The sequence below is a fragment of the Butyrivibrio sp. LB2008 genome (assembly GCF_000621565.1).
In the GTDB taxonomy this organism is placed as follows: domain Bacteria; phylum Bacillota; class Clostridia; order Lachnospirales; family Lachnospiraceae; genus Butyrivibrio.
This window is the reverse complement of sequence record NZ_KK211307.1, coordinates 68,743-92,820: the sequence shown is the minus strand read 5'-3', so window position 1 is coordinate 92,820 and position 24,078 is coordinate 68,743. Positions and strand designations below refer to the sequence as shown.

Here is a 24,078-nt window from a genome sequence, read left to right as displayed (position 1 = left end):
AACTCTGAAACGCAAGCTTCAGATTAAAATCCCTTCAAAATGATCTATCTCATGCTGGATGATCTGCGCTATAAAATCCTTGTACTTCCCATGCTGCGGCTTAAAGTCACGATCCAGATAATCAACCTCGATTTCTCTATACCGCGTACACGGCCTGACACCTTCAAGCGACAGGCAGCTTTCCTCCGTCTGGTACTCCCCGCTCTTCTTAGTAATAACAGGATTTATCATAGGGAAAAGAAAAGGTCCCATAGCCACCACTATAATCCTCTTCTTCACCCCGATCATATTCGCCGCCATCCCAACGCATCTCTCCCTGTTGGCATCAAGCGTATCAATAAGATCCTCCACCACCTGTGCATCCGCTTCAGTTGCAGGTTCAGACTTCTGTCTGAGAAAAAAAGGATCCTTAACTATGTTCTTTATCATTGTAAAACCTCTATGTTTTCTATGTCTTTTATTCCCCTACATATTCTATAAAAAACAGCTTCTTCCGCAAATACAGAAAAAGCTGTTGTTCAAGCTTTAATATTATATCTTTCGCGTCATAGATATCGACTTTTAAATCTCATCCTCTTCCTCAAGAAGTTTAATGGCTGCATTATATTCTTCTAAAGTTGCATCACAACCATCGCATGCATCTTCAAGTGAAACATGATATTTTTCCATATTTTTCCGAACTGCACGAACAAGTCTTCTAGCATCACCATACCTGTTTCCTTCTTCAATTTTCTCTCTATCTCTCATTAGAAGTGTCATATACTCCACCTCCCATTTCTCATTGCCTTTAACAACATTTACTTCGTTTTGTAGACTATCTGTAAATTCATCCATAGGCTCACCGGTCTTTACAAACTTTAGGAAATTTCCCAGCTCAGTATTCTGAAGCTCTTTACAATCTGCATTAAGAATAACCTTGTATGTTTCGTCATTAAGAGAAATATCATAATCTTTACAGTAATTCTCAAATCTGTATACAGGTTTATCTAATTCGCAGATATCATTTGTGCAGATAAATATTACATAGCTCTTTGCAAGTTGTGAATAATCCTTGCCTTTCTCTATCAAATTCAGATCTATCATTGCCTGATAGTAACGCGCACGCTTCGGAATATTGCCAGGATTGGTTGTCTGCATCTCAATATTATAAATCGTGCCATTTTCATCATCCACATACACATCAAGTCTTACGCTCTTGCTGTCATATGACGGATCAATAACCTTTTGTTCCTCCGGATAGCTCAACCTCTTGATTTTTACCTCAAGAATAATCTCAAGCAGCTGCTTACACAGCTTTTCATTAAGCATTACCTTCGCAAACATGAAATCATCCGCAAAAGTCAGGTCTTTAAACTTTTTCTGTCTCATGGATCATCTCCCTTTCATAACGTACTTTTTGTTCTCATAAATCCCAGAAGATAACCCATTTAAGGAAATATTCAGCTGTTAAAAAAACAAATTATACTCACTTATATTATAGCAAATCCGCTAAAGTCCGCAACTTTCGATAAAGCTCGTCATAGACAGATGTAAGTTTCACGCCGTCTGCCATAGCTCCCTTAAAGAAATCATCTCTTGAGTGATACCACTTGTCATTAAAGCACACTACGCACTCATCGCCTTCCATCACCGATTCAAGCTGCAGTTCCTTTTTATTGTAAAAAAATCTGATCTTGTGCGGAGACTTAAGAAGATAATACATGTCATAGAAATCAAACATCTCTTCATCAAATTCGATAAGCTTATACAAGTCGTCGATCAGCCATTTCATTATGTTGAGATTCCCAAAGAACGCATTATACCTTATCCTCTGAGCCAGCCAGTCCTTTGCGCTAAGATAAAGACCTATTGCATCATCAATGTCACCTTATCCATCAGCTTGGAAAAATACTCAAAAGCCTTCTTGTAATCCCGCTCCCCGGTCCTGCCATAGTACCAGATATATCCCAGACACTCATATGCCGCATCATGATCCATAGACGCCGCCATCTCATAATACTTAAGCGCCAGATCAAAGTGCTTCTGTTCATAGTAATAACCGCCAAGATACATCATGTCCTGCGGATTCTTTTCCTCCTCAATAAGGAAATTCATGGCTTCTATGAACATAAACTCATCTTCATCAGTAATCCCCTGATTCTCATCAAAATCCGCAACTATCTTCCTGGCTTCATCTACAGTCATATGGCACCTCCGGAAAAAACATTACAATTATCTCTACATTGCAAGAGGACACCTGTTACAAATATATTCATACAGGATTTTAGCTTTTATGAGCGTTAAAGTCATAGAACTGCCATTCCTTGATTTATGTGTACTTTACTTATAAAACCTTTCAAGCTGTCTTGCATTTCTAGAATTTGAAACTCCCAGCTTGTCTGCAAGCTCTTTGGCTGCTAAGTAATACTTCTTCAACCGCTCCCTTTTACTAACAAAATCATCAGAATATGTTCCCACTACGTTTTCTTCCCACTCTGAGTCATCATCCTCAGCATAATTAAAAACATTTACATTTTCATTTTTATTCCATTTTTCAATCCTATTGTTAATCATTCCAAATAACTGATTTACAACTCCCTCAGGATTACATAGATATTTTCCCGCATTCTTCACCAAGTAATCGTCAAGTCTGCCCTGAATTTCATCTTTTAGCTCACTATCTTGTCCGCACAATGCATGAAGAATCAGCCATCTATTGGAGCTATACATAAATTTCTTTTCAAAAATAGTATCTCTTACCCTCTTGCTACACAAGATAGCATCAAAGAAAATCGGGAGATCTTTCTCTTCATCAACAATAAAGTCTATAAAATGGCGAACGTCAATCTCAGCATAGTCACGAGAATTACATAATGCTTCAAACACCATCGTAATAGAGCTTTTATCATTATTTTCAGCCATAGAGACCATCTTTTTATAGATAATCTCATTATTTTTAGCAGAAATTAACTCTTCAATAGAGCTTTCATCGGAAAGATTATTAGATTGTTTTAGCACTCCAATAACATTCTCAACCGTCCTAGTGAAATCCTTTCCAGTAACTATCTTTTTTATTGCCTCAATCACTGACCTATATTGCTCTATTCTACTTTTATATTCTGAAGGTGAATAATCAAACTGCTCGAATGTAAGAAAAACAGCCTCTTTCATTTTTTCCCAAAACAAACACAAGTCTTCTTCTGAAGAGAACCCACATTCCATCATTCTTGAAACAGCTTGTTCTGCGTCCAGATCAATTTTTCCTCTGTGCAATAATGCATTCATAATTTTAAATCGCTGAACATTCCAACAGAAATCTTTGCAATTTGTCCCATATGCAATTTTAAGCAGACAGCATAAATCTATTTCTTCTTTCGAAATCTTTAGCTGTTTTACGACTGTTTGGTCATTTGGAAAAAGATTACTAATAACCTCATATATAGCAACTCCCTCTTCCGCTGCGTAATTTGCAATCGCATCAAAAATCTTGTACTTTACAGATTTACCATCTTCACACAACACGAAAAATAATTGCTTTTCTGGATCATGTTCCATCTGTGCAAAAAAAGGAATAGTTGCTACTACCCCAGCAGAAATATCTTCACTTGTTAATGTTTTAAGTGCCTCTTTAACTTTTTCACATGCCATAATCGATTTTCACTCCTTTTTTTGAAATGATTCAAGCAATATCAATTATTATTTTCCCAATCCACAATTCTTATTTATTGAAGCCCAAATTTTTTTGCTATATCATTAGCCACTTCATAATATGGTCGTATCAAATAATCCATCATTTATCTATTCATCCAAATTACTTATATCCCAAGTTCAATTTCCATATGGCTACCATCTTTCTTCTTTTCAACTTTTATCTGTTGAGGAATATTTTCTATCAATTCTTCCCTATGGCTTATTACACCTACAAGCTTGTTTGCACCTGATAGATTTATGAGAATATCCATTGCACTATCAATAGATTTTCTATCAAGAGTACCAAATCCTTCATCTATGAACAATGCATCCATTTGAACGCCACCGAGATTTGTAGCTACAGTATCTGACAATCCTAAAGCCAAACTTAATGATGCCTTAAAGCTCTCTCCACCTGATAGATTACCTACCGGCCTCCTGTGTCCTGTATAATTGTCAAGGACTTCCAGATCAAGGAATGTATTACTCCTTCTTCCAACAGAATCTTCCTGACGATACAATTCATATTGATTATCACTCATTGGACGTAATCGCCTATTTGCTGCCGCAATAATTCCATCAAACCCTGCAGCTTGGATATATTGCTCAAGTGTAATCTTTCCATTACCGGTAGTTCCCTTAACCAGATTGTATAATTTACTGCAAATACTAAATTCTTTTCTAGCGCTTTCAAGATTCTCACGTTGAGCCACAATATTCTTTTGTTTTTCGGTGTTATTAGCAATACGATTCGAAACCGTGTTATCTGAAATTCTAATGTCTCTTACATTTTTATTCTGCTCATCGCAAAGAGCCTTAAGAGCATCAATATCAACTATCTTCTTGCCTTTTGCATCAGCTTTTGCTTCAGTCAATTGAGCTTCGTTAGTCGATACAGCCTGCTTATATTCATTAATATTCTTTTCAGCCCTAGACAGTTCATCCTCAGAGGCAACAAACTCGAGCATCTCATCAGCGCTATTAAACTTCTTTGCTTCAAGTTTATTATCAAGATTTATTTTTAAGTTCTTCTCATCTATTTTTTGTATTTCCAAACTGTCTTCCAATGTTTTTATTTCTGCCTTAATCTCCGCTAATGCTTTATCTGCATTATTTTTTGCAGTTGATGATTCTTCAAGTAAATCTGAAATAGTTTTTTTTAGTTTCTCTGCTTTTTCCTTTTCAGCAGATGCTTTTTCCCAATCATCAAAACTCAATTCCTTTAATGTCTTTAAAGTAGCCTTGCTTGCAGTAATTTGTGCTTCCGTATCGTTTTTCTTATGGAGAAGCGCTTCTTTGTCTGATTCTATTTTTTTAGTTTCATAGTCAGAAGCTTCTTCTAATTCTTTATATGCATTCTCAAGTAATCTGCAATCTTTTGTTACTGCATTTTGTAACTGAGTATTCTCTTCCATTTGCTTACCTATAGTTACATTAGCTTTCTCAAGTATTTTTACGAGTTCATCAAGCTTCTCACCTTTTGTCTCTATGCCAAGAATACTATTCTCAAGACATTCAAGAATAGCCACTCTCATCTGATCTTCATATTCTTCCAGAGCAGTTTTAGCTTTCTCTGCATCAGTATTTGCAATAGACTTAGTTTCATACGCTTCTGATTCAGCTACTTTCAATTTCTCAAAATCCTCTTCAGAAATTGAAGTAACTGGTAATTTGGCCAGTTCCGGATGATGTGTTGATCCACAAACAGGACACTTCTCTCCATCAGAAAGTCCTTGCGCCAATATACCTGCTCTGCATCCGTCTAAGATCTTCTCCGCTTTTATTCTTTCAGCGTTTGCCTGCTCATATTCTGCAAAAGCATTTTGAAATTTCTCCTGTTTTGCACTAAAAGTCTTCTTCCTTTTAGCACGCTCTTTAACCTGAGTATCAAGAATATCAGCAATATCACGCCTAAGATTCTCTATATCTCTGCCATCAGCCTGAATCTTTTGCAACTCACTAGGTCTATCCCTAAGCTGTGCTACAGTATTTTTTAAATCTGTAATTTTTTTCTTTAAATCTTCTTCTCTGATTTTTAATTCCAATTCCTCTTCTTTAATTGAAGTCTTAGTATCCTCAAGAATAGCAAGATTTGATAGAAGGTTATCTCTCTGCTTATACTTTGGTTCCTCTTCAGCAATCTTATTGATAGTAATTTTAAGATTTTCTAATTCTGGTCGCCGCTCTTCAGCATACATCAGTTGTTTTTCTGCTTCCTTAGCAGTTCTTTCCGCTTCACCCTTTCTATCATTTTTAATCTTAATACCGTCTTCAGTACGCAATATTTCTTTAGCCTTTTTGTTCCATGCCACATAAGCTGGATTAACATCATGAGTTGCCACTTTCTGACGATTTAATAGCTCTTCCAACTCATCAACTTCTTTTTTTCTTTCTTTTAATTCATTTTGCTCTTTTTCAAGATTAGCCAACCTAACTACAAAATTATTGTTAGTCTCAGCAATAGCAAGCGAATTTTTATTCTTGTTTAGTTTATCTTCCGCATCCTTCAGCTTTTTTTTAATCTCAACTTTCTTTGCTTTATCAAGTTCAATAACTATTTTAATAACAGCAAGTAATTCATCCAGATTCCACGCACTACTTGATCTCTGTGCTCTTATCTGAAGTTCTCTTAATTCCTCATAAATATCATCATCTTCATCCGCCGTTACATCATTAAAGTATTGAACAATACTCTGCTCTGCGTGTACTTTCTTACCTTTGTTAGCATCCATACGATCCTTGAGCCTATATTCAATATTTTTATACCCACTAGTCATAAAAATAGTACGAAGAATTTCTGTTCTCTGCTCTGTCTTTGCATTAAGCAAATCCCAGAATTCGCCCTGCGCAATCATAGCAATTTGCTTGAATTGCTTATCATCTATATGCAAAAGCTCCTTTACTGCATTATTAACTTGAATAACACCTTCAATAGGCGTTACTCCGTCCTTATACAATATAGCCTTTTGTTTCTCTGTAATTACACCTTCACCACGCTGTTTTTTTCGTTCATACTCAGGTTGTCTCCAAACATGATACTCATGCCCCTGGTGAGAAAAATAAAAATCAACAAAGCTATCTACATTAGGCTTAGCATATTCACTACGAAGATTTTTAGTATCCCTATATGTTCCGCTTGTAGTACCGTAGAGTGCAAAGCATATCGCATCAAAAATAGTGGTCTTTCCTGCTCCTGTGTCTCCTGAAATCAGAAACAAACCTTTCTCTTCAAATTGGTCAAAGCATATCTCAGGCATTTTGTCTGCATATGGGCCAAACGCACTAATAATAAGTTTAATTGGTTTCATCAATAACACCTGCCTCTCTTGCAGCCATTCTCATTACTTCCATTTCCTCATCGCTTATTTCACTGTTATATATAAGTTTATAGAAGTCTCCTATTAATTCTGAAAACGACTTATTTTGTGCTATTTTTGATATATCAACCTGTTCAATTTCTCTTGTATGGGAGTTGTCATAATCAATCTTCACAGTATTAGGGTACACCTGTTGGAAGATACTCATTGCATCATTGATTATGTCTTCATCCGTCAATGTCGCATAAATAAAATCCTCTGGTGCTTTTACATTTTCCTTATTTAACAGTTCTTCCATTTTGCCTACTATGTGGCGCATATCACGCATCGGTCTTAGAGGAACTAAATCTATAGCTACTCCATTCTTATCAACTGTAATTATAGGAACTGATTTATCATTATTAACCTCACTTAATGAATACTTAAGCGGCGAGCCTGAATACCTCACTTCTTCCCGCCCAACTCTCTGAGGAGAATGAATATGTCCCAGCGCAACATAATCAAATATATTAAATAAATCATATCCTATTTTCTCTACAAGGCCCACACTCTGTGTTCCGGCACTTTCAGATCCGCCCAAAGCTGGATCTTCACCTTTACCGGCCACAAACTGATGAGCAACTAATATGTTCTTTTCATTTTCATCTTCATCAATATCAGCATTTTCAAGTATTACTCTTACTGCATCTTCATATGATTCTATATCAGATTCCGGGAAAAAATGTTTTACCTGAGAAGCCTTCACAAACGGAAGTAGGTAAATATTGATATCTGTATCTTCATCGCTAATAATATACTTATCCAAATTCCCATCATAAATAGCGGAGATATAGATTTGATTACTTGCAAAAAGTGTACTGCCATAATTTAATCTGTCATCCGAATCATGGTTTCCACTGATCATAAATGTTTTCACATCTTTAGCCGCAAGCTGGCTTAAGAAAGAATCCAATAAACGCGTCGCAGCCTCACTAGGAACGGCCTTGTCATATACATCCCCTGCAATTAAAACTGCATCTACTGATTCATCATCAATCAAGTTTAATATCTGATTGAGAATATATTCCTGATCATAAATCAAGTCAAAATCACCTAAGGCTTTTCCCAAGTGTAAATCACCTAAATGTAAAAACTTCATATGAACATCCTCTTATTAAAACATATTTTATGAGTGCCTTATAAAAAGTGTAAATTCTTCTGTTATAACGATAACGGAAGGGCTAAATCATTACAAAACTCTTCGATTATTTTATCAAGTACATTTCTCGTACTGCTTAATATCTCCGATACTTACTATAAATTCTCCAAAAAGCCTTTTATAATCATCCTCCCCTATTCCTACGCTTTCATCTTCGAAAACACATAGGAATATATACATTTTAAAATCTTCATAGGAATAACCTTCTCTATAAAAAGTTGTAGTCTTATAAAGAAAATTCGATAATAAAAACTCTTTATACATCTTCTCTGAAAATTGCTTGTTTACCCTGAAAGTTTCCATAAATCTTGAATATGAATATTTATTGGTCACATCAGCCAAAAAAGCTTTTTCATCATATATTTTTCTCTTGTCTTCGGCTTCCCTTTCGCCGATATCATCGTCATCATCTCTAGAAACAAATACCAGCTTCCCCTTTGTTTCAATAGTCTCTGTATAAAAATAGCTACTACCTTGAACCTCAAAATCACCTTTAATTACAATTTCCGGATTTTTTTCCAATACTGTTTGAAGAGCATACTTTATGGAGCTCTGTTCATCATGCCCATAACAGTCCGAATAACTATCCTGGTTTAATAGTTGTCCTGCAATACAAAAACATATATCGTCAGTTGAAGAAGTATCAATGCTGATTGTGTTACTCCTATGCTTAACTTTCATATGTTCCTTTAGAATCAATTTCCCCTTCTCAATCAATGCATAATCTTCACTCTCATATGTTGATTCTCTTCCCTCCAACACGCCCATCGCATGCAAATACATTTTCGATAATTCTGAAAAAAAACAGTCGAGCACTTCTTCCTTGTTTGCCTTATTTAAATCAATCTTAAGCACGCTCTACACCTCCGTGGCTCATTGCACTCATTAAAATCATTGACAATATCTTCGTAAATCAATTCCTTTATTTTGCGCCATCTTCACTAATTCTTCGTAGCTAGCCTTTTCCACATCAAACGACTCTATTAATGCAGCTCCGAATCCGCCACCAAAATAAGCCCCCAGGCAATCGTCCTTCATATCTTCTCGTAATTTTTCAATATCAATCGAAGATAAATCATCAATCATTAATTAATTCTCCACAAACAATTGCATATTTTCTTCCGTCAGAAGTCCATCATAAAGAGCATAAACATTGTTCTATTTGCATTATTATAACCTGATAATTTCAAAAATCAGTTAATACTATTATCGCGCCAAATGTGTTATTTTGCTAATTAAATTACGCCAAAACAGCTATGTTAAACTTAATACTTAACGTTGACACAAATATATTCCGAATCAGATTCCAGCAAATCATCGGTCATGCCGCCTGCGTCCGCGCCGATTCTATACCCAAGAGAAAAATAACAAAAGAACAAATCCGGATATCTGATTACATCAATATTGGAATAACCTATCTCTGTAAATAAAGCAATAAGATTCCTATCAGTCTGCGATACCTTTGATTCAAGATGACACCCAAACATATATGGAACATCAATCCCTTCATTCATCTTTCTAATATTCTCACACAACTTAAGACTCTGCATACTATTGGGATTCCCCCAATCTTGTCCAAGCAAAAGAATCTTCGTCTTATCTTCTCTTACAGCATACCGCCATCCCTGCCAGTAAGTCCAAAGATTGATTTCTCTACACAGATTGTCAGCCGCATCTATATCACACCCATGTCAAGCTGATATTACCATTATCTCTATAATTATTCTTATAGTAAGCACGTACTCTGCTTACCAATTCCAAATATCTCTCATTCATATATTCGCCCGAAATATATTATCCTATATCATCATCGTTTTTCGTCTTTCTGAAACCATCTATCAAAACATGAATTTCACTACATATCCAGAACTCAAAATTCCTTATATTATTTCCACCTCATCTTGATTCAACCATACCAAAATTTCTCGTTCATCTGTATCAAAATAAGCCATAATTCTTTCTTTGGAAATATTAGCTTTCATCATTTTGCCGTGGTTGAATTTTTCAGCAACATTATAATCCAACGACCATGACGGTCTAGGTTCCTTTTCATCCGCATCTGTGCCACGAAATATAAGAATAGAAATTCCTCTATCAACATGCTTTTGGCTCACTACAATTCCTAAAAAGCTAGCCGCTTTATCATATAAAGGGCAGTTATACTTCACAAACTAAATATTTAAACCGGATAATCTTTCCTGTACCATCAACTAGTTCTGAATAATCTTTCCAATTTATTAAATAAGAACCATCCAATACTATATCTGACTCTATTCCTCTTTTTGTTCCTGCGCTCGCCGCTACACTCCAGCCCATCGTTCCATGCTTAATCCTGCCTTCATCAATACAAAAAGCTGCATAAACACAATCATTCTTTCTAGGAGGTTTTGTATATGACAGTTCATTCGTAAGCATGACTGCATATCCTTTTTCAAATTCGTCTCTTTTTGATGCCTTAATCTTTTCTATACGCTGGACATCATTCAAATATAAATAGCATCCAATGTCCTTAGCTCCATGATTAGCCAAATCAAACACCTCACCATTATGCTGTAAAATACAGGCTTTTGTTTTGTACTTAAGCTCTATAGGAATCCACTTACCCGTATCAATTGACTTAAGCAAGATATCAATATGCATTTTGGATTGACCACTTAAAGCCAGATCAGATGGAGTATATTCCAACCTTATATCGTAGCTGTCACGATAAAGTCTTTTTATCGACCATGCAAACTCTAGCTGAAAATCAGCTTCCGAAACAAATACAGGCCTTCTTTTTCTCAAATCTTCAATAACTGCTTCAATAGCAAACATTTTCTTTCCTTTCTATGTCAATCTATGGAGAATTTGATTTATCCTGTCAGCTCATGCTAAGAACACATATCTTAAAACGTATCCGTTATCCTCTTTAATGCCAGAGGCTTAGCATAATCAAGATATGCTTCACTAATATAGATCGTATCTTTTTCTTTTGGTTCTGCCCACATAGAAGGATACCCCTTTGCTAGTTTCAGGCCAAAATGACATTAGTTTTCCTGTTGTATTAAGCCTATATTCTACTGAAGGATTTCCGCCCACAGGCAAATATGTTACTGCATCATTTCTTATACGTTCAATAGAATATATAAATTGCTCTGAATCAGTGCTTATTATTATTTTCTTGTTATTTTGTTCATCCAATATATCCTGAGGAATCCTTATAAGTCCTAGCTCCAGAGAAAAATCATTACTTGTAATATTTCTAATTCTTAATGGAAGATCATACTGGCTAGCTTTATATACATAATAATAATTTGCGCCTTCTTGCCTCTCAGGACAGCTTTTATCTGCTTCCCCTCTACTATGCTTAAATGCCCTCGCCTGTATTTTCCCATTAGTGAGCGTTACAAACTGCTTGCAACAACTGCACATGAAAAGAGCACTGTTAGCCGACACCTTAGTTGGAAACAGTTTTGAAGCTTCTTCTGCAGTTATTGGCTTCCAGCAGTGATCAATGGGCGACCACATGTATACATGTGTTAATGAGGCCATAGGTACTCCTTAACATCGTCCGAAAATGTCATTTTGTAATTATCGCTATTACATTAATTATTATACCATCAAAACCAATATGCGAGATTTAAATCAGTTCAACAGAACCTAAGATATTGCATCAATTCACAGTAACCATCAACTAAAAGCCGCATAAATTTCACGTAAAAAAGCCCGGTAATCTCGAATAAATAAGTAGTATAATTTTAATAAGTATTTCTATTAGAAAGTAGACTCTCTATGGAAACCTCTCAGATTACTAGCATATTATCAAAACTTCTTATATTAGGAACGCTTGGAAGCATTATAATAGCCGCAAGTATAGGCAGTGACGCACACAGTGCTTTATTTGGATTTGCCATATTCGTCGGCATATTTTTTTCAGTTGCCATAAGTGCAACTCTTATCTATGCTATAGGTGAAATCCTGAATAAACTTACAGAAATATCTGACAGTATTAGATTATTAAATGAAACCAAAAACAAAATGGAATATATTCAGCCTCTATCATCTTTATCACAGGAGCATTTAACAAGTTCTATTACTCCATCACCGGATAAAACTGTAACTCAAGTACCCAAAGCTACACCTATCAACTTTGATAATCTAGATAAGTCCCGCATCATCAAAGATATAAATAAGTTTGAAAATGCCGCAGAATTGAATAATTACATCTCTGAAGTAATAAAACATAATCCAGATCTGTTCAGTGATGAAATACGAACTGAATTAGAAAAAAGCGTCAGAATTGCCAAAATGTATGATAATGTCGGAAATGTTGAGAGCTATCGCAAGAATGTATTAGATTATCTCAACCATTAATAAAAAGAAACAGTAAAACTCTCCCTCAGCTGATCTCATATTATTGAGATCAGCCAGTTTTCAAATATAGCCAAGGCTCATATTTTTCCTTAATCATCGTAAAGAAACTCTTCATGAAACTCTTTTGTTATAGAAAATGCTCTAATCAATAATCCTATCCAAAGTAAAAATATTAATCCCCTGCTTATTCCATGTATTATATGGTTCTCCAATCAATTCAAAAGCCTTATCGTAATACTCTTGTTTACTATCTTCATGCATCTTGTAAGCATCTTCCCATATAAGTTTGCTAAGGATTACGAAAACAACAACTTTTTCATCATCGGTAATATAAGATACAATTTTCTTGCCACGTTCATGCGTATACAGCTCAGCTGATCCATCATCTCGAAAGTCAATTTTAGAATGTAAATCATAGCAAGTGGATCTATCAAAAATATCATCCAATGCTTCCTTATGTCGTGCAAATCCTTTAGAACATGTAATATACATCAAACCTCTTACTTGTTTTAAAATATCACTTTTTTTCATGATGATACCTGCTTCTTATTCTCTTATCCCCTTCTCCATCCTCACACAATCAAACGTATCCCCATGCACAACACTCTCCCCCGTCACTTCATACCCAAGCTTCTCATAAAAACCAACCGCAACATCCCTGCTCTCTATCACCACGTTCGTGTACTCAAGCTCCGCAAGCCACTTCTCCGCTTCCCCCATAACCTGCTTTCCAAGCCCCTTACCGCGATACTCAGGCAGTACGACAACGCGCCCAATTACGGCCGACTTCGCATCTATGCCATACAACCTGCAGGTTGCTACAGGAAAATCATCATCTGTTAGAACGATGTATTTTGTATCCGGAGTATCATGTTCATCAAACTCGCGCCTTAGTGTGATATTGTGTTGTTTCGCCATTCCTTGTATACGGACGTAGTACGCGCCTGCCTGCTGCCATGTTTCCGTTGCCCTTATTACTTGTATGTTCATATGCTCCCTCTACGAATTCTTTTTTCTCCCCGACTCAATAAGCTCTTTCTCAAACGCCTCAGGATTCTTGAGATAATAGTCCTGATGGTATTCCTCCGCCTCATAGAAATTCTTAAACGGCAGGACTTCGACCTGAACTTTCTTTCCTGATTCCTGCTCTATTTTGGCGATCTTTTCAAGAGCTGTCTTTTTCTCGTCATCGGACATGTAGAAGATGGCCAGCGTGTAGGAAAAGCCTTTGTCGATAAATTGACCTTCCGCATCGAACGGATCCACGTTGGCAAAATAGATATCAAGGAGCTTGTCGTAAGATACTTTTTCGGAATCGTATACAAGCTTTATTGTCTCTCTGTGTCCTGTTTCCTGGTGCTTTACCTGCTCATATGTCGGATCCTTCTCATCTCCGCCGGCATAGCCGCAGATAACCTCATCTACTCCGTACATTTTATAAATAGGTGTGACGCACCAAAAGCATCCACCTGCAAAATATGCTTCTTTCACGATAATTTCACTCCTTCCGTTTTCGCAATAGTAACTCTGTATTTAAATGTACCACATACCAATCGTTGAGCATACCTTTCTTTATATGCTAAAATAGGCTTCTATTAAGAAAAGAGAGATGGAGTACTGTTATGAAAAAGAAAACACTTTTACCGGTGATCATTGCATCTTTTTTATTGAGCGCCTGCGCAAACAGCGCTTCGACTGAGCAGTCAAGCGGCGTAAGTGATACCGGTGCGGATACTGTAAGTTCTTCTGAGGCTTCTACTTCGGAAAGCGCGGATGCATCATCTTCCGATGGAGGCTATAAGCAGGCTTATAAGGAACTAATAGAAGCTGAAGCGGAAAAAATAGCTGCCACTTCGCCTGAGTCCGATGAATATGAGGAATGCATTGACTCATACACTATATATGACATCGACAAGGATAACATTCCTGAGCTTTTTATAAGATTTGGTCATTGCGAAGCTTCTTTTACCGGAAAGCTGTATACCTATGCAGACGGCAAAGCACAACTTGTAGAAGAAACCGGCATGTCGCACACTTCATTACATTCAGTTCCCGATGAAAACGGAGTCCTCTTTTATATGGGACACATGGGAGTCATAGATTGTTACAAACTAATGCTCAAAGACGGAAAAGCTGAGTATGAAGAATTGTTCGAAGATGATATCAATGAACAGTCAGAGTCCGGAGAAGACGCAGAATCCAAAGACATAAACGACGTTGTTCCGGGTTCATATTATCTGGAGGAATACGACTATAACAACACGTATCCGATTGAAAAGTATGAAGTCATTGCAGATTTTTCTAAAGGAACTGCCAAAGCCGCATCTGATGCCTATACTTATCCTGATAATAATCCCGAATTCTACAACGAACTGATGCAAGAAGGCGGCACCGTAAACGCCGCATCACTCGACAGTTTCATGAAAACACCGGGCGAAATACCTTTCAGTCAGCTCTTAGACAAAGGTCAGATATACGAATATTATGAAGGCGACGGTGAAATAAACGGAACAACTTACGCCGATCTAAACTCAGACGGAATATACGAATGCATCTTCTATATAGGTGAACATAACGAATACTCAGATAATGACAAAGAATACCGCGTTATCCTGTCGGCTCAGGGCGGCAAAGTATATGCTTATCTTGCATTTTCACCTTATGAAGATTCTGTTACCGAAGACGGATACTTTATAGAAGAGCCCGATGAATATGTAAGTGAACGCAGAGCGAAAAGAGTTTTCTTTGACAAGGAAAACTGCTTTGCCTTCGGCGTTCCCTGTGAACAAAACTGATATCTTCAGCATATGATAAAAAGAAGAAGCGCTCCTCATTCAAATTCAAATGAATGCAGTGAGTGCTTCTTTATATCATAGCAAATTGCTCTTTTTGTTTAAAATCCTATTCTTTTTATCTCATCTACAAGATTTCTTCCGTATATCTCACATCCAAGGCAATTGGGATGAAGATTGTCAAGGAAATATTCAGAAAAGTGAGGAACCAGTTTCATTCCTTCAACGACTTTTACGTTTTCATACTTCTCTGCTATCTTTTTTACTTTCTCGCAGAAATCTGTGAGCACGGGAAGTCCGTCGACTGAATCGCCTCTCCAGAGAGGTGTTATGCAAAGGATCGGGATTTCTTTTCCATAAATTCCAATTAAAGTCTCGTAGTACTCTTCCACTACGCTCATATCGCCGTCGCCGTACTGGTTGGTTCCAAGTGCAACGATTATCTTGTCGGGAGTATATCCTTCCATCTTCATTAGCGACTTCTTGTCATACACATAGCCGCCGATTCCCTGGTTCAATATGTCATAATTAAGAATCTTGTTGGCTACACTCACATATGTATTTGATGAACGAAGCGGTCCGTAGCCCTGAGTTATCGAATCACCGAGCCACAAAACTTTTTCCCCTTTGACAGCGGGTACTACCTTACCATCTATCGTAAAGTTCTTTATAAGAGCCGTTGCATCGGCAGGAAGATAAATCACTACATTCTTCTCGCCTTCCGGAAGTTCCCATTCGATCGTTCCGACATCCATGATGTCTTTTACATACTTAATACCGGTTACCAGTCCGTCAACGGTAATCTCAAAAGAATCAGGCGATCCCTTCCATATGATCTTGTAATCAAATGAAAGCTTATTTGCGGATGTAGTGAACTCAAGCGTTTTGGCTGTCGATGCAGTGCATCTTTCGTACCACATTTCAAAAGCACCTTCAAAATATTCAATCTGCTTTTTGGAATACTGAAAAGCCTGAAGATATCCGTCTTTTGTCTCCCCAAATTCATATGCGCCAAAATAAATCTCTTTTAATTCTTCATTTGTCAGAACCATTTACATACCTCCCAAATTCCCCAAGTACTTCCAGTATATCATCTGAAAACCTGTCGCACGCATTTTTCTTCATATCCCAGGGAATTCCATAGATTTTTTACCTCTGCATGGTTGCAGAATCAAGTCCGTTTTCCAAATCTCCTTCCACAACTACAGAATGTCCGAAGAAAAGATCTCCGTCATAATAAAAAACCGAGAAATTGCCGTCGCTGTCCATCGACATGCTGTCTATCGAAATTTTCTGTGCAAAATCAGCTTCTGTTAATTCTGTGTAGTTTATGGGTTCGCCGTCCTCATCAATCTCGCAGTCACTTGACTGCCACTCATTTGCAAGTTCCGTGAGCTCTTTTGCCGCAAATTCGCGCATACTCTTATCCCGCTCAGCAAGATCCTTGTAAAAGAAATCCATATGAGCCAGTGCTTCACCGGCATCTTCCTGCCCGTCTTCCACTTCAAGAAATAATTTGGCCTTTTCTCCAAGCCAGTCACATTCTCCCTCAAAGTGGCCAAGGTCTTTATCAAGTGTCATTTCACCGTAGTTCTCGGTATGTATGACAACAGGCGCCTTGTACTTCAAAATAAGCCCGTCAAGAAACTCATCCGGCTCATTTACAGAAAGCATCGAAAGCGCGTAAAGACCGCTCATCCTGAATTCATTATTAACCCAGGGCTCTGCATTTTCTATATACTTTGGCGCAAGAGCCTTTATCTTATATACCGTGAGCTTATTAAACTCATCAAAATACCCGCGGTGTTCCTGCTCTATTTTGGTGGGAACGAATTTCATCATTGACCTTACGTCGCACTTTTGGCCTGTTGTGAGATTAATGTATCCCAATATCGGAACCGAAGCCGAAAACTTATCGCTTGCTCCAACGCCGCATGCTCCGCCTCCGCCGATAGCGACAAGGTACTCACAGGGACTTGTTTCATAATTATCTTTTTCCCAATCAGCAAGTGCGCCTATTCCGATTGCCGCAGGAAGCATCTTTAATTCTCTCCAAAAAGACTTGGTATCGCTGATATCACCCGTATTATAGAACTCAAGCAAAGTCTTCGTCACTTCGGCAATATCGGCTCTCTTTTGCATAACCTTATTATTTACGCCGTCTCCAAGCCCCACTTCAAGATCAAAGTCATGCATATTGTCAAGTGCAGCCTGCACAAAGCTCACCTTCCCGACCGGCCTGTCTACTGAAAGCGTCACAAACTCCTGCGCATCCTCCGCCATCTTGCCTATATAGAGCTGTATCTGCTCCCAGGAAGGGGCTTCGATATCGTTATCGAAGTTGTTCATGAGGGTGAAGGTGATGGGGGTGGGGTCTTGGGCTAAGTTGGGAGCTGCGGTGTTTTCTATATTGTTGTCTTTTTTCTTTCCAAACCAAAACATTGTTTTTATTCCTTGTATAAGTGCGTTATTTATGTTTCATTGCTAAATCAAGTGTTCGTGCTGCCTCCGAGCTTTCTAAAACAAGCCTCTTTACATTTTTACGGACGATCTTTTTGAGTTTTTTACATTTTTGCGGACGAACTTTTTAGTTTTCTTACATTTTTACAGATGATCTTTTGCAAGTTTTTTATGACAATTGGAGCAAATATGTCTTTTCTTCCGTCACTCGTCGTCTCCAACCGGAATTCCCAAAATTCTGCTTTGGAAGCCCTTTCGAAGGCTCGCATAATCGGTATAGTTTATAGTGCATTTAAAGCGCTTGTTCCATGTATCCTTGAGTGTGTCACAGATCTCCGTAGCTCTTTCTCCCTCATTCTTAAGAATAGCAGGAAAAATGTAGTAAATGAGAAAATAGTTAAGGTACATCAGATCCCCGATTCGAACCTTTCCAAACCTCTTAAATCCCTCATGCACTCCATCGCAAAAAATCTTTGAAGCAGCTGCCGTATCCTCAGCCTCAATCAGCTCTTTTAGCTCACCATATCTCTCGGACAAGAACATATTCATCCTATCCTCATACTCTTTCTTAGTAGATATCTTGCTAAAAGATTCCATGCTCTCAAAAATCTTATCAATGTTAAATGCCATTGCGTTTACCTCCTGTGGGTTTCTATTTCTGTCTTTTATTATTGATTATTAAGTATTCGGCCCAGGGCCTATATATAGAACTTTCACATTATCATTGTCATCATAAACAAATCCTACAGTTAATAAATATTCATCATCACAGTATTCTTCGGCATATGCCGATATTTCATTGTTGTTTTCGTCATAAAAAGCTATTTCTCGTATTTGCAAACACATATATAACAAACCATTAACATTTTATCACATCACAATACTCCCCACAATAAACAAATATGCAAAAAGTAGCCCGGCCAAATCCCATGATCTGGCCGAACCACCATATGTTTAATTATGGACATTTTTCTAAACAATATCTATCGCCCGTAAAACCAACCGAATATACTTCAATATTAGGGCTGTATTCTTTTATTTCTTTGCAAATTTCACCTTTATCATAGTCTACACTTCGAAAATCCATTATAACTTGTTCAGCGTTTTTGAATTTATTTAAAAATGCAAGCGAACTTCCACCGGGCGCATAAGAATCAGCAAGTAAAATTATGACTGGAACATCTATCTCTACCCCGTTTTTTATTAAGGATGTATCTGCGAAAGACATATCAATAAACGCATACTGTATCTTCGCAGTGTACGGACGATTTAAATCACCTAAATAATCACTAATTCCATAATTTTCACTCCAGTCATTAAAAAAAACTGCTTTTGTCGGATGATTGTCGCCATCCGAATTTTCAAATGAAATCTTTATTCCTTCAGGAAAATAATCCGAATTTTCATCTACGAATTTGTTATGCGCATTAATAATATTGCACAGCTCTTTATATCCTTCTACACCATTCTCATCTTCAAATCCTACAGTTATTGAATTATCACCATCATAGCAAAACACTTTGACATTCTCAGTATCGTTCAAGCCAATCTGCTCTGTCCACTCTTTATACGATGTACTGATGTTATGCGCAGGTTCAGGAATATTCCTGATCACAACCAAAATAATAAGCAACACCATAATAAAAGCGATTGCTTTGAGAATATCTTTAATACTTTCCATGTTCAAATTCCTCTATTTTACAATCATTCGTTCAGTTGATTGCGAATCTCTAAAGCACGATTGTAATATTGCTTTAATTCTTCTATAGGCACATATCCCGTAACAGCTTCATATGCTTCAATCGCTTTCTGCTCAGCATCTATCCATCCGGTAGTAACCAAAGATGATCTGTCAAAATTTCTATTGCTTATAAAAAACATGCCCGAATACATAGCTTTTTCTGTTCCATCCTCTTCTATTACAACTCGTTTATCATGGTAACTGCCTTCAATTTGCTTACCATTCTTATCTCTATTTTGTACACTTACAATAAGCTCTCCTTTTTTGACTTCAACATCAGGTTCCTCAACAACAATTTCATATTTTACAAATTTCACATCTGCAATTCCCAGTTTATAAAAATATGTAACAGGCCCCTCTTTTACAAAAAAGTTCCTATACCCCGAGAACTCCGCGGATTCACCCGCCTTATAAGCTTTTTCTAATATCGCCTCATACCGATAGTTCATTATAAAAAATAATGTTACAGCTATAATAAAGACGCAAAACACAATAAGTATTATCTTTTTCAGTACTCTTTGCTGCATAACAATCCCCTGCTATATAACTATTTCCCCTCTAATCTTCCGGGATCCTATAAAACTTCCCCGATATCCTCTCAGATTTAAAGACATTCACAAATGCCTCGGGATCTCTTATCTTTATGGCATTGATAGCTTTGGTTACCTGCGTTGCAGAGATAACCGAGTATACTACCGATTTTTCTTTTTCCTCCTCGTGGGCACCACGGCCATAGATTATCGTAGAGCCGTGATTTGTCATGTCGTATATAAGAGCGCTGATCTCATCCGGAAACTGCGTCACTATGAACAACGTGGTCTGCTGATACTTGCGGTATAGCACATGGATTACCGTCGTTGACACATATTGGAATACTATGGAATAAAGAGCTCTTTCCCATCCAAACAGCGCGCCCGCAGTAATAAGGATGCAGGCATTGACATATAAAGCCACATTAAAGCCATCCGCGCCCTTCTTGTACAGATAGATCGCTATAAAGTCGATTCCGCCGCTTGTAGCATCCATCAGAAGGCAAAGACTCACCGCCACTCCGTTTATGATGCCTCCAAATATGCTTATCAGTATAATGTCGTTGGTTATCACATATCCCGGAATCAGATCGGCCAGAATACCCGTCAGCACGATAGCAATGCACGAAAGCGAGGTGAACTTCTTTCCTATGAACTTAAAGCCGATATAAACAGGAACCAAATTGATGGCAACATTGATAGGTGTATACGGAACTTTGATTCCCACGAATCTGTCCGCAATTTCCTGAAACAGCAATGTAAGTCCCGTCGCGCCTCCCGGCAATATACCTCCGGTCCTGACAAAAGACTTGATATTTATCGCAAACACCACCGAAGCAAACGTCACAACGATGAGCCTAAGCGACATCCATCTGTAATGGTTTTCTTTTATATTTACATCCATTTTTATATCACCTCTGATTCATCACATCCCAAGATACGCCTTCGCACACCTCTCCGCCTCGTCAGGATACTTATACCCTTCCATCTGCGCCAATTCTCTGGTAATCCTTACAAACAGTTCATGCGTCTTTTTCAGCGCTCTCAAAATATCCTCTTTGTCATAATGTGCAAAGCACTCCGATAGTTCAGAAACAATCTCGTCGCCAGCCCACTTATCTATAAAGCGCCCCTCGTGCCAAACATCCACGCTTTCTTTTTTGTAGCGATACAGCTCTATCGCTTTCAAAAGATGCGCCTTGTGATAGTTGTCGACGTTCATCTTGGCAGCCCAGATCTCGCCTCGCTTGAGCTTTTTATACGCCCAGATATTATGGAAAAAGAAATCGTTTATCATGTTCAGAAACTCATCCTCGCTCATAGAAGGCGCCGTGACACTGTGCTTTATGTGCTCCCTCAGAAAATCCCCGTAATTCATTTCATCATACAGAATCTCATATCCTCTGTTCATGACCCACTGCGCCACACCCTCCTTAACCGCAGTTTCAAACTGCTCCGGAGTCAGTGCGATCATGTCAACATCCTTATCTTCATCAAAGATGCATCTTCTCTCTTTTCCGCCGCCCAAAGTATCCTCAATAAACGAAATCGCCACATTCCCGAATTTTTCAGGATATTCGCCCGAATACCACGGCTCGACATTCGTCGTTATTATAAAAAGATCCAGATCCGAATATTCATCGGCCTTAACATCGCTCCTTGTCGTAGAGCCGATCGCAATTATCGCCCTGATATCATCATCGCTTTTTGCACTTTCAAGTATTCTGCCTTTTATATCAGAGTATTTATCCATTTCAAGCCTCCCCGGTTGTTTTTTCGTTGTATTAGTCATTTTTCTTCAGTAATAAGATTCGTCAAAAGATCTATAACTCCTATATCATGCCTCTCCGAATACTCTTTAAGCTCTTCTATATTTTCTTTTCCAAAAGAAATGATCCTCGCTATCTCGGTATTGTCAGAGCTGTTCTTGAACGCCTCAAATGCATCCAAAATCTCATCTGAACTCATGCTTGAGAAAAAAACTGTCTGGACGCCGTATTTCTTTTCATCGGTAATAAGGTACGTATCGCCTGTAGAAACGATGCTGTCCCTGATAGCGCTTCCCGCCTCCTCTTCAAACTCTCTAAACGCCGCCTTTATCGGATCAAGGTCACCGCTCTCATTCCTGTCGTCCGGATCGATAACTCCGCCGATAAACTGAATCTTCCCCTTATTCTCCGAGCCGTTCCCGTTCAGTGAAACAAAAAACTTCCCGTCCGTCGATTTCAAAATCCCGCCCGCGTACGTATTCTTGCAGGCATAGCGCCCCAGGTCTTGTACCTGCCCGCATTTATAATTTGCATAATCGGAAAGCTCGCATTCAAGGCTCACTTCCCCATCATTATTCTCCATCTTCACCGTCGAATAAACAGGTCCGTTAAACAGCCACGGATGCACTTCCAAAAGCTCTTTCCAGTGGTCTCTTATCTTTTGCTCTGCTTCTTTTGACAGCTCCAAATGCTTGCCGGTGTCGATTATTTTTATTTTTTTAGTCTTTATTATTGTTGTCATTCTGTTCCTGTCTTTCCTATGATGCTTGTTCTGCGGTTCTATATAGATAATATCATAGCAGACATATTTATTTCGAATCGGATTACAGCACAAATAGCATCTCATTACCTGATTTCATATCTAAATACGAAATTCACGCCTCCGTCCATTGATTGAGTTGCAAAGCACTTCTCTTCGCCCTTGTTTATCGTTATTGTCTTTGGCGCTTTGCTATTAAGATTTATTCCGCCGCCTTTTTCCTTCTCCACAATTCCACCTGCGGAGCTGATAACGATTTTCTCAGAGGATACGCTTTTTACCACAAGCTTGTAACTATATTTTTCAAAGATGACATCTCCCTTTTTTACCCGGACAAGCTCCTGCGGCTCAGCATCATCTCCGCCAAATTCGTTCCATTCACTTATCGTCGCCACAAGAACCGCCGTCTCATCACCCGCAAGCCTGTTATTTTCTATCCCGCACCCTGCAAGCCCCGCGCAGATCAGCACAGCCACTAGGCAGAGCATTGCTCTGAGTGAAATATTATTTATCATGGATTTGTACCTTCCTTTGTTCATACGTATATATCTTATATGCATTTTCATGAAACCTGCTTATTCTCACATGCCATTCCGCACTTCTTCGTTCCGGTCACATAATCTTCCTTTTACCACTATAGTTAAAAAGTAACCCCAAACCGCAGAATTGTAAAAACATTCTTTCCGCAGTCGCCAAGCCCTTTTTCCCTGCTAGAATTATTGTTTTCACAATAACCAACAGGGAATTTCCTGCGTTTCTCACTGTTGCAATTATTGATTTCGCGTAAAGTATGACATCTTAAATGAAATTACAGAAATCCGCACTGGCTGCGGATTTCGTGAGAACATGATTCAGGAGTCAACCAAGCCCTATCGACGAAGTCGATTCAAATTGGCTTGGTTGATGCATTCTTGAACTTCATGTTCAAGAATGTATAATTATAAATTCAGCTATTTTAGTCACAAAATAAAGCAATGTAGCAATTAGTCTTGCACATACCCATTTGAGCTGTATTCCCCCTCGGAGATACAACTTTATAATCCCAATAGACTCTTTTTGACCTTCCCCTACGTTACTCAAATTCAATTGCAAACTTTATCCCCGTAAAATCCATCTCTCATTTGCTTAGTTCTACGGGTATAAATCGATTTCCGGAATTCTATGCCCGTAAAGCCATTCACACATTCAATTATTTCTACGTGTACACATCGATTTCCGAGATTCTATGCCCGTAAAGCCATTCACACATTCAATTATTTCTACGTGTACACATCATTTTTCGGGTTCTAATGTCCGTAAAGCTACTTCAATATTGAAACGTTTATTTTGGCCAATGATTTCATAATAGCCAACAGGTAGACACCTGCATTTCTCACTGTTGATATTCTCGTTTTTGCAATATTCAACAGTGAAATTCCAGTATTTCTCACTGTTGGCATCTTCAATTTCGCAATATTCAACAGGGCAATTCTCGCATTTCTCCCTGTTG

The 24,078-nt window shown here is 38.1% G+C and carries 28 protein-coding genes; 2 read left to right on the top strand and 26 right to left on the bottom strand.

Features of this window, described 5'->3' with window-relative positions; translation table 11 throughout:
* Positions 1 to 18: 18 nt before the first annotated feature.
* The 13 genes from T356_RS0115150 to T356_RS0115090 all read right to left on the bottom strand — a co-directional run bounded on the left by T356_RS0115150 (position 19) and on the right by T356_RS0115090 (position 11,715).
* Positions 19 to 429, bottom strand: coding sequence for a peptide deformylase (locus T356_RS0115150; protein ID WP_026515218.1), 411 nt, complete (start codon positions 427 to 429; stop codon positions 19 to 21).
* A 132-nt stretch (positions 430 to 561) separates the two neighbouring features.
* Positions 562 to 1,368 (bottom strand): Rpn family recombination-promoting nuclease/putative transposase, encoded by an 807-nt coding sequence (locus T356_RS19705; RefSeq protein WP_051563479.1) that lies wholly within the window; start codon positions 1,366 to 1,368, stop codon positions 562 to 564.
* 106 nt (positions 1,369 to 1,474) lie between these two features.
* Positions 1,475 to 1,771, bottom strand: coding sequence for a hypothetical protein (locus tag T356_RS0115140; RefSeq protein WP_026515217.1), 297 nt, complete (start codon positions 1,769 to 1,771; stop codon positions 1,475 to 1,477).
* Between the two features lie 74 nt (positions 1,772 to 1,845).
* Entirely contained in the window at positions 1,846 to 2,184 is a 339-nt protein-coding gene (locus tag T356_RS0115135) for a sel1 repeat family protein (RefSeq protein WP_026515216.1), read from the bottom strand.
* A gap of 135 nt (positions 2,185 to 2,319) precedes the next feature.
* Positions 2,320 to 3,627 (bottom strand): hypothetical protein, encoded by a 1,308-nt coding sequence (locus tag T356_RS0115130; protein ID WP_026515215.1) that lies wholly within the window; start codon positions 3,625 to 3,627, stop codon positions 2,320 to 2,322.
* A gap of 167 nt (positions 3,628 to 3,794) precedes the next feature.
* Complete coding sequence (locus tag T356_RS0115125; RefSeq protein ID WP_026515214.1) at positions 3,795 to 6,977, bottom strand: AAA family ATPase; 3,183 nt, start codon at positions 6,975 to 6,977, stop codon at positions 3,795 to 3,797.
* On the bottom strand, positions 6,964 to 8,124 hold the full coding sequence (locus T356_RS0115120) for an exonuclease SbcCD subunit D (RefSeq protein WP_026515213.1): 1,161 nt from the start codon (positions 8,122 to 8,124) through the stop codon (positions 6,964 to 6,966). The genes T356_RS0115125 and T356_RS0115120 overlap by 14 nt, the downstream gene beginning before the upstream one ends.
* Positions 8,125 to 8,238: 114 nt before the next feature.
* Positions 8,239 to 9,039, bottom strand: coding sequence for a hypothetical protein (locus T356_RS0115115; RefSeq protein WP_026515212.1), 801 nt, complete (start codon positions 9,037 to 9,039; stop codon positions 8,239 to 8,241).
* A 36-nt stretch (positions 9,040 to 9,075) separates the two neighbouring features.
* A complete protein-coding gene (locus T356_RS0115110; RefSeq protein ID WP_026515211.1) occupies positions 9,076 to 9,270 on the bottom strand; it encodes a hypothetical protein in 195 nt (64 codons plus the stop codon).
* 179 nt (positions 9,271 to 9,449) lie between these two features.
* On the bottom strand, positions 9,450 to 9,734 hold the full coding sequence (locus tag T356_RS0115105; RefSeq protein WP_026515210.1) for a hypothetical protein: 285 nt from the start codon (positions 9,732 to 9,734) through the stop codon (positions 9,450 to 9,452).
* 330 nt (positions 9,735 to 10,064) lie between these two features.
* Positions 10,065 to 10,298 carry a hypothetical protein gene (locus T356_RS0115100; RefSeq protein ID WP_155839055.1) on the bottom strand — a complete coding sequence of 78 codons (234 nt, stop codon included), beginning with the start codon at positions 10,296 to 10,298 and terminating at the stop codon, positions 10,065 to 10,067.
* A 43-nt stretch (positions 10,299 to 10,341) separates the two neighbouring features.
* Complete coding sequence (locus T356_RS0115095; protein ID WP_051563478.1) at positions 10,342 to 10,998, bottom strand: hypothetical protein; 657 nt, start codon at positions 10,996 to 10,998, stop codon at positions 10,342 to 10,344.
* Positions 10,999 to 11,130: 132 nt separating this feature from the next.
* Positions 11,131 to 11,715: a hypothetical protein gene (locus T356_RS0115090; protein WP_026515207.1), complete on the bottom strand. Its 585-nt coding sequence runs from the start codon at positions 11,713 to 11,715 to the stop codon at positions 11,131 to 11,133.
* Between the two features lie 240 nt (positions 11,716 to 11,955).
* Between T356_RS0115090 and T356_RS0115085 the strand changes: the two genes are divergently transcribed.
* Entirely contained in the window at positions 11,956 to 12,537 is a 582-nt protein-coding gene (locus T356_RS0115085; protein WP_026515206.1) for a hypothetical protein, read from the top strand.
* 141 nt (positions 12,538 to 12,678) lie between these two features.
* Here the strand turns inward: T356_RS0115085 and T356_RS0115080 are convergent, their stop codons facing one another.
* The 3 genes from T356_RS0115080 to msrA are packed head-to-tail and all read right to left on the bottom strand — an operon-like array spanning position 12,679 to position 14,028.
* Complete coding sequence (locus T356_RS0115080) at positions 12,679 to 13,068, bottom strand: hypothetical protein (RefSeq protein ID WP_026515205.1); 390 nt, start codon at positions 13,066 to 13,068, stop codon at positions 12,679 to 12,681.
* Between the two features lie 15 nt (positions 13,069 to 13,083).
* A complete protein-coding gene (locus T356_RS0115075; RefSeq protein ID WP_026515204.1) occupies positions 13,084 to 13,527 on the bottom strand; it encodes a GNAT family N-acetyltransferase in 444 nt (147 codons plus the stop codon).
* A 9-nt stretch (positions 13,528 to 13,536) separates the two neighbouring features.
* The gene (msrA, locus tag T356_RS0115070; RefSeq protein ID WP_242846625.1) at positions 13,537 to 14,028 is read right to left on the bottom strand and encodes a peptide-methionine (S)-S-oxide reductase MsrA; all 492 of its coding nucleotides are present in this window, start codon (positions 14,026 to 14,028) and stop codon (positions 13,537 to 13,539) included.
* 131 nt (positions 14,029 to 14,159) lie between these two features.
* On the opposite strand from msrA, the gene T356_RS0115065 reads away from it, so the two are divergent.
* Positions 14,160 to 15,332 (top strand): hypothetical protein, encoded by a 1,173-nt coding sequence (locus tag T356_RS0115065; RefSeq protein ID WP_026515202.1) that lies wholly within the window; start codon positions 14,160 to 14,162, stop codon positions 15,330 to 15,332.
* 98 nt (positions 15,333 to 15,430) lie between these two features.
* On the opposite strand, the gene T356_RS0115060 is transcribed toward T356_RS0115065, so the two are convergent.
* From T356_RS0115060 to T356_RS21375, 10 genes are all read right to left on the bottom strand, one after another.
* Positions 15,431 to 16,381 (bottom strand): SGNH/GDSL hydrolase family protein, encoded by a 951-nt coding sequence (locus T356_RS0115060; protein WP_026515201.1) that lies wholly within the window; start codon positions 16,379 to 16,381, stop codon positions 15,431 to 15,433.
* 97 nt (positions 16,382 to 16,478) lie between these two features.
* Positions 16,479 to 17,771 carry a DUF2262 domain-containing protein gene (locus T356_RS20585; RefSeq protein ID WP_051563477.1) on the bottom strand — a complete coding sequence of 431 codons (1,293 nt, stop codon included), beginning with the start codon at positions 17,769 to 17,771 and terminating at the stop codon, positions 16,479 to 16,481.
* Between the two features lie 222 nt (positions 17,772 to 17,993).
* Positions 17,994 to 18,419, bottom strand: coding sequence for a hypothetical protein (locus T356_RS20580; protein ID WP_051563476.1), 426 nt, complete (start codon positions 18,417 to 18,419; stop codon positions 17,994 to 17,996).
* A 328-nt stretch (positions 18,420 to 18,747) separates the two neighbouring features.
* Complete coding sequence (locus tag T356_RS0115045; RefSeq protein ID WP_026515200.1) at positions 18,748 to 19,470, bottom strand: hypothetical protein; 723 nt, start codon at positions 19,468 to 19,470, stop codon at positions 18,748 to 18,750.
* A gap of 23 nt (positions 19,471 to 19,493) precedes the next feature.
* On the bottom strand, positions 19,494 to 20,057 hold the full coding sequence (locus tag T356_RS0115040; protein ID WP_026515199.1) for a hypothetical protein: 564 nt from the start codon (positions 20,055 to 20,057) through the stop codon (positions 19,494 to 19,496).
* Between the two features lie 31 nt (positions 20,058 to 20,088).
* Positions 20,089 to 20,964 carry a YitT family protein gene (locus T356_RS0115035; RefSeq protein WP_026515198.1) on the bottom strand — a complete coding sequence of 292 codons (876 nt, stop codon included), beginning with the start codon at positions 20,962 to 20,964 and terminating at the stop codon, positions 20,089 to 20,091.
* Between the two features lie 21 nt (positions 20,965 to 20,985).
* The gene (locus T356_RS0115030) at positions 20,986 to 21,813 is read right to left on the bottom strand and encodes an aminoglycoside 6-adenylyltransferase (RefSeq protein ID WP_026515197.1); all 828 of its coding nucleotides are present in this window, start codon (positions 21,811 to 21,813) and stop codon (positions 20,986 to 20,988) included.
* A gap of 35 nt (positions 21,814 to 21,848) precedes the next feature.
* Positions 21,849 to 22,676: an NUDIX hydrolase gene (locus tag T356_RS0115025; RefSeq protein ID WP_026515196.1), complete on the bottom strand. Its 828-nt coding sequence runs from the start codon at positions 22,674 to 22,676 to the stop codon at positions 21,849 to 21,851.
* Positions 22,676 to 23,104 carry a hypothetical protein gene (locus T356_RS0115020; RefSeq protein WP_155839054.1) on the bottom strand — a complete coding sequence of 143 codons (429 nt, stop codon included), beginning with the start codon at positions 23,102 to 23,104 and terminating at the stop codon, positions 22,676 to 22,678. Before T356_RS0115020 ends, T356_RS0115025 begins: the two co-directional genes overlap by 1 nt.
* A 786-nt stretch (positions 23,105 to 23,890) precedes the next feature.
* Positions 23,891 to 24,078: hypothetical protein (locus T356_RS21375; protein WP_207640528.1), on the bottom strand; the 188-nt coding region annotated here is incomplete at its 5' end.

What these genes read in the sequence shown, in the direction of transcription:
- T356_RS0115150 (WP_026515218.1), bottom strand. Translation starts at nt 429, where the DNA reads ATGATAAAGAACATAGTTAAGGATCCTTTTTTTCTCAGACAGAAGTCT.
- T356_RS19705 (WP_051563479.1), bottom strand. Translation starts at nt 1,368, where the DNA reads ATGAGACAGAAAAAGTTTAAAGACCTGACTTTTGCGGATGATTTCATG.
- T356_RS0115140 (WP_026515217.1), bottom strand. Translation starts at nt 1,771, where the DNA reads ATGAAATGGCTGATCGACGACTTGTATAAGCTTATCGAATTTGATGAA.
- T356_RS0115135 (WP_026515216.1), bottom strand. Translation starts at nt 2,184, where the DNA reads ATGACTGTAGATGAAGCCAGGAAGATAGTTGCGGATTTTGATGAGAAT.
- T356_RS0115130 (WP_026515215.1), bottom strand. Translation starts at nt 3,627, where the DNA reads ATGGCATGTGAAAAAGTTAAAGAGGCACTTAAAACATTAACAAGTGAA.
- T356_RS0115125 (WP_026515214.1), bottom strand. Translation starts at nt 6,977, where the DNA reads ATGAAACCAATTAAACTTATTATTAGTGCGTTTGGCCCATATGCAGAC.
- T356_RS0115120 (WP_026515213.1), bottom strand. Translation starts at nt 8,124, where the DNA reads ATGAAGTTTTTACATTTAGGTGATTTACACTTGGGAAAAGCCTTAGGT.
- T356_RS0115110 (WP_026515211.1), bottom strand. Translation starts at nt 9,270, where the DNA reads ATGATTGATGATTTATCTTCGATTGATATTGAAAAATTACGAGAAGAT.
- T356_RS0115105 (WP_026515210.1), bottom strand. Translation starts at nt 9,734, where the DNA reads ATGCAGAGTCTTAAGTTGTGTGAGAATATTAGAAAGATGAATGAAGGG.
- T356_RS0115095 (WP_051563478.1), bottom strand. Translation starts at nt 10,998, where the DNA reads ATGTTTGCTATTGAAGCAGTTATTGAAGATTTGAGAAAAAGAAGGCCT.
- T356_RS0115090 (WP_026515207.1), bottom strand. Translation starts at nt 11,715, where the DNA reads ATGGCCTCATTAACACATGTATACATGTGGTCGCCCATTGATCACTGC.
- T356_RS0115085 (WP_026515206.1), top strand. Translation starts at nt 11,956, where the DNA reads ATGGAAACCTCTCAGATTACTAGCATATTATCAAAACTTCTTATATTA.
- T356_RS0115080 (WP_026515205.1), bottom strand. Translation starts at nt 13,068, where the DNA reads ATGAAAAAAAGTGATATTTTAAAACAAGTAAGAGGTTTGATGTATATT.
- T356_RS0115075 (WP_026515204.1), bottom strand. Translation starts at nt 13,527, where the DNA reads ATGAACATACAAGTAATAAGGGCAACGGAAACATGGCAGCAGGCAGGC.
- T356_RS0115065 (WP_026515202.1), top strand. Translation starts at nt 14,160, where the DNA reads ATGAAAAAGAAAACACTTTTACCGGTGATCATTGCATCTTTTTTATTG.
- T356_RS0115060 (WP_026515201.1), bottom strand. Translation starts at nt 16,381, where the DNA reads ATGGTTCTGACAAATGAAGAATTAAAAGAGATTTATTTTGGCGCATAT.
- T356_RS20585 (WP_051563477.1), bottom strand. Translation starts at nt 17,771, where the DNA reads ATGTTTTGGTTTGGAAAGAAAAAAGACAACAATATAGAAAACACCGCA.
- T356_RS20580 (WP_051563476.1), bottom strand. Translation starts at nt 18,419, where the DNA reads ATGGCATTTAACATTGATAAGATTTTTGAGAGCATGGAATCTTTTAGC.
- T356_RS0115045 (WP_026515200.1), bottom strand. Translation starts at nt 19,470, where the DNA reads ATGGAAAGTATTAAAGATATTCTCAAAGCAATCGCTTTTATTATGGTG.
- T356_RS0115040 (WP_026515199.1), bottom strand. Translation starts at nt 20,057, where the DNA reads ATGCAGCAAAGAGTACTGAAAAAGATAATACTTATTGTGTTTTGCGTC.
- T356_RS0115035 (WP_026515198.1), bottom strand. Translation starts at nt 20,964, where the DNA reads ATGGATGTAAATATAAAAGAAAACCATTACAGATGGATGTCGCTTAGG.
- T356_RS0115030 (WP_026515197.1), bottom strand. Translation starts at nt 21,813, where the DNA reads ATGGATAAATACTCTGATATAAAAGGCAGAATACTTGAAAGTGCAAAA.
- T356_RS0115025 (WP_026515196.1), bottom strand. Translation starts at nt 22,676, where the DNA reads ATGAGATGCTATTTGTGCTGTAATCCGATTCGAAATAAATATGTCTGC.
- T356_RS0115020 (WP_155839054.1), bottom strand. Translation starts at nt 23,104, where the DNA reads ATGATAAATAATATTTCACTCAGAGCAATGCTCTGCCTAGTGGCTGTG.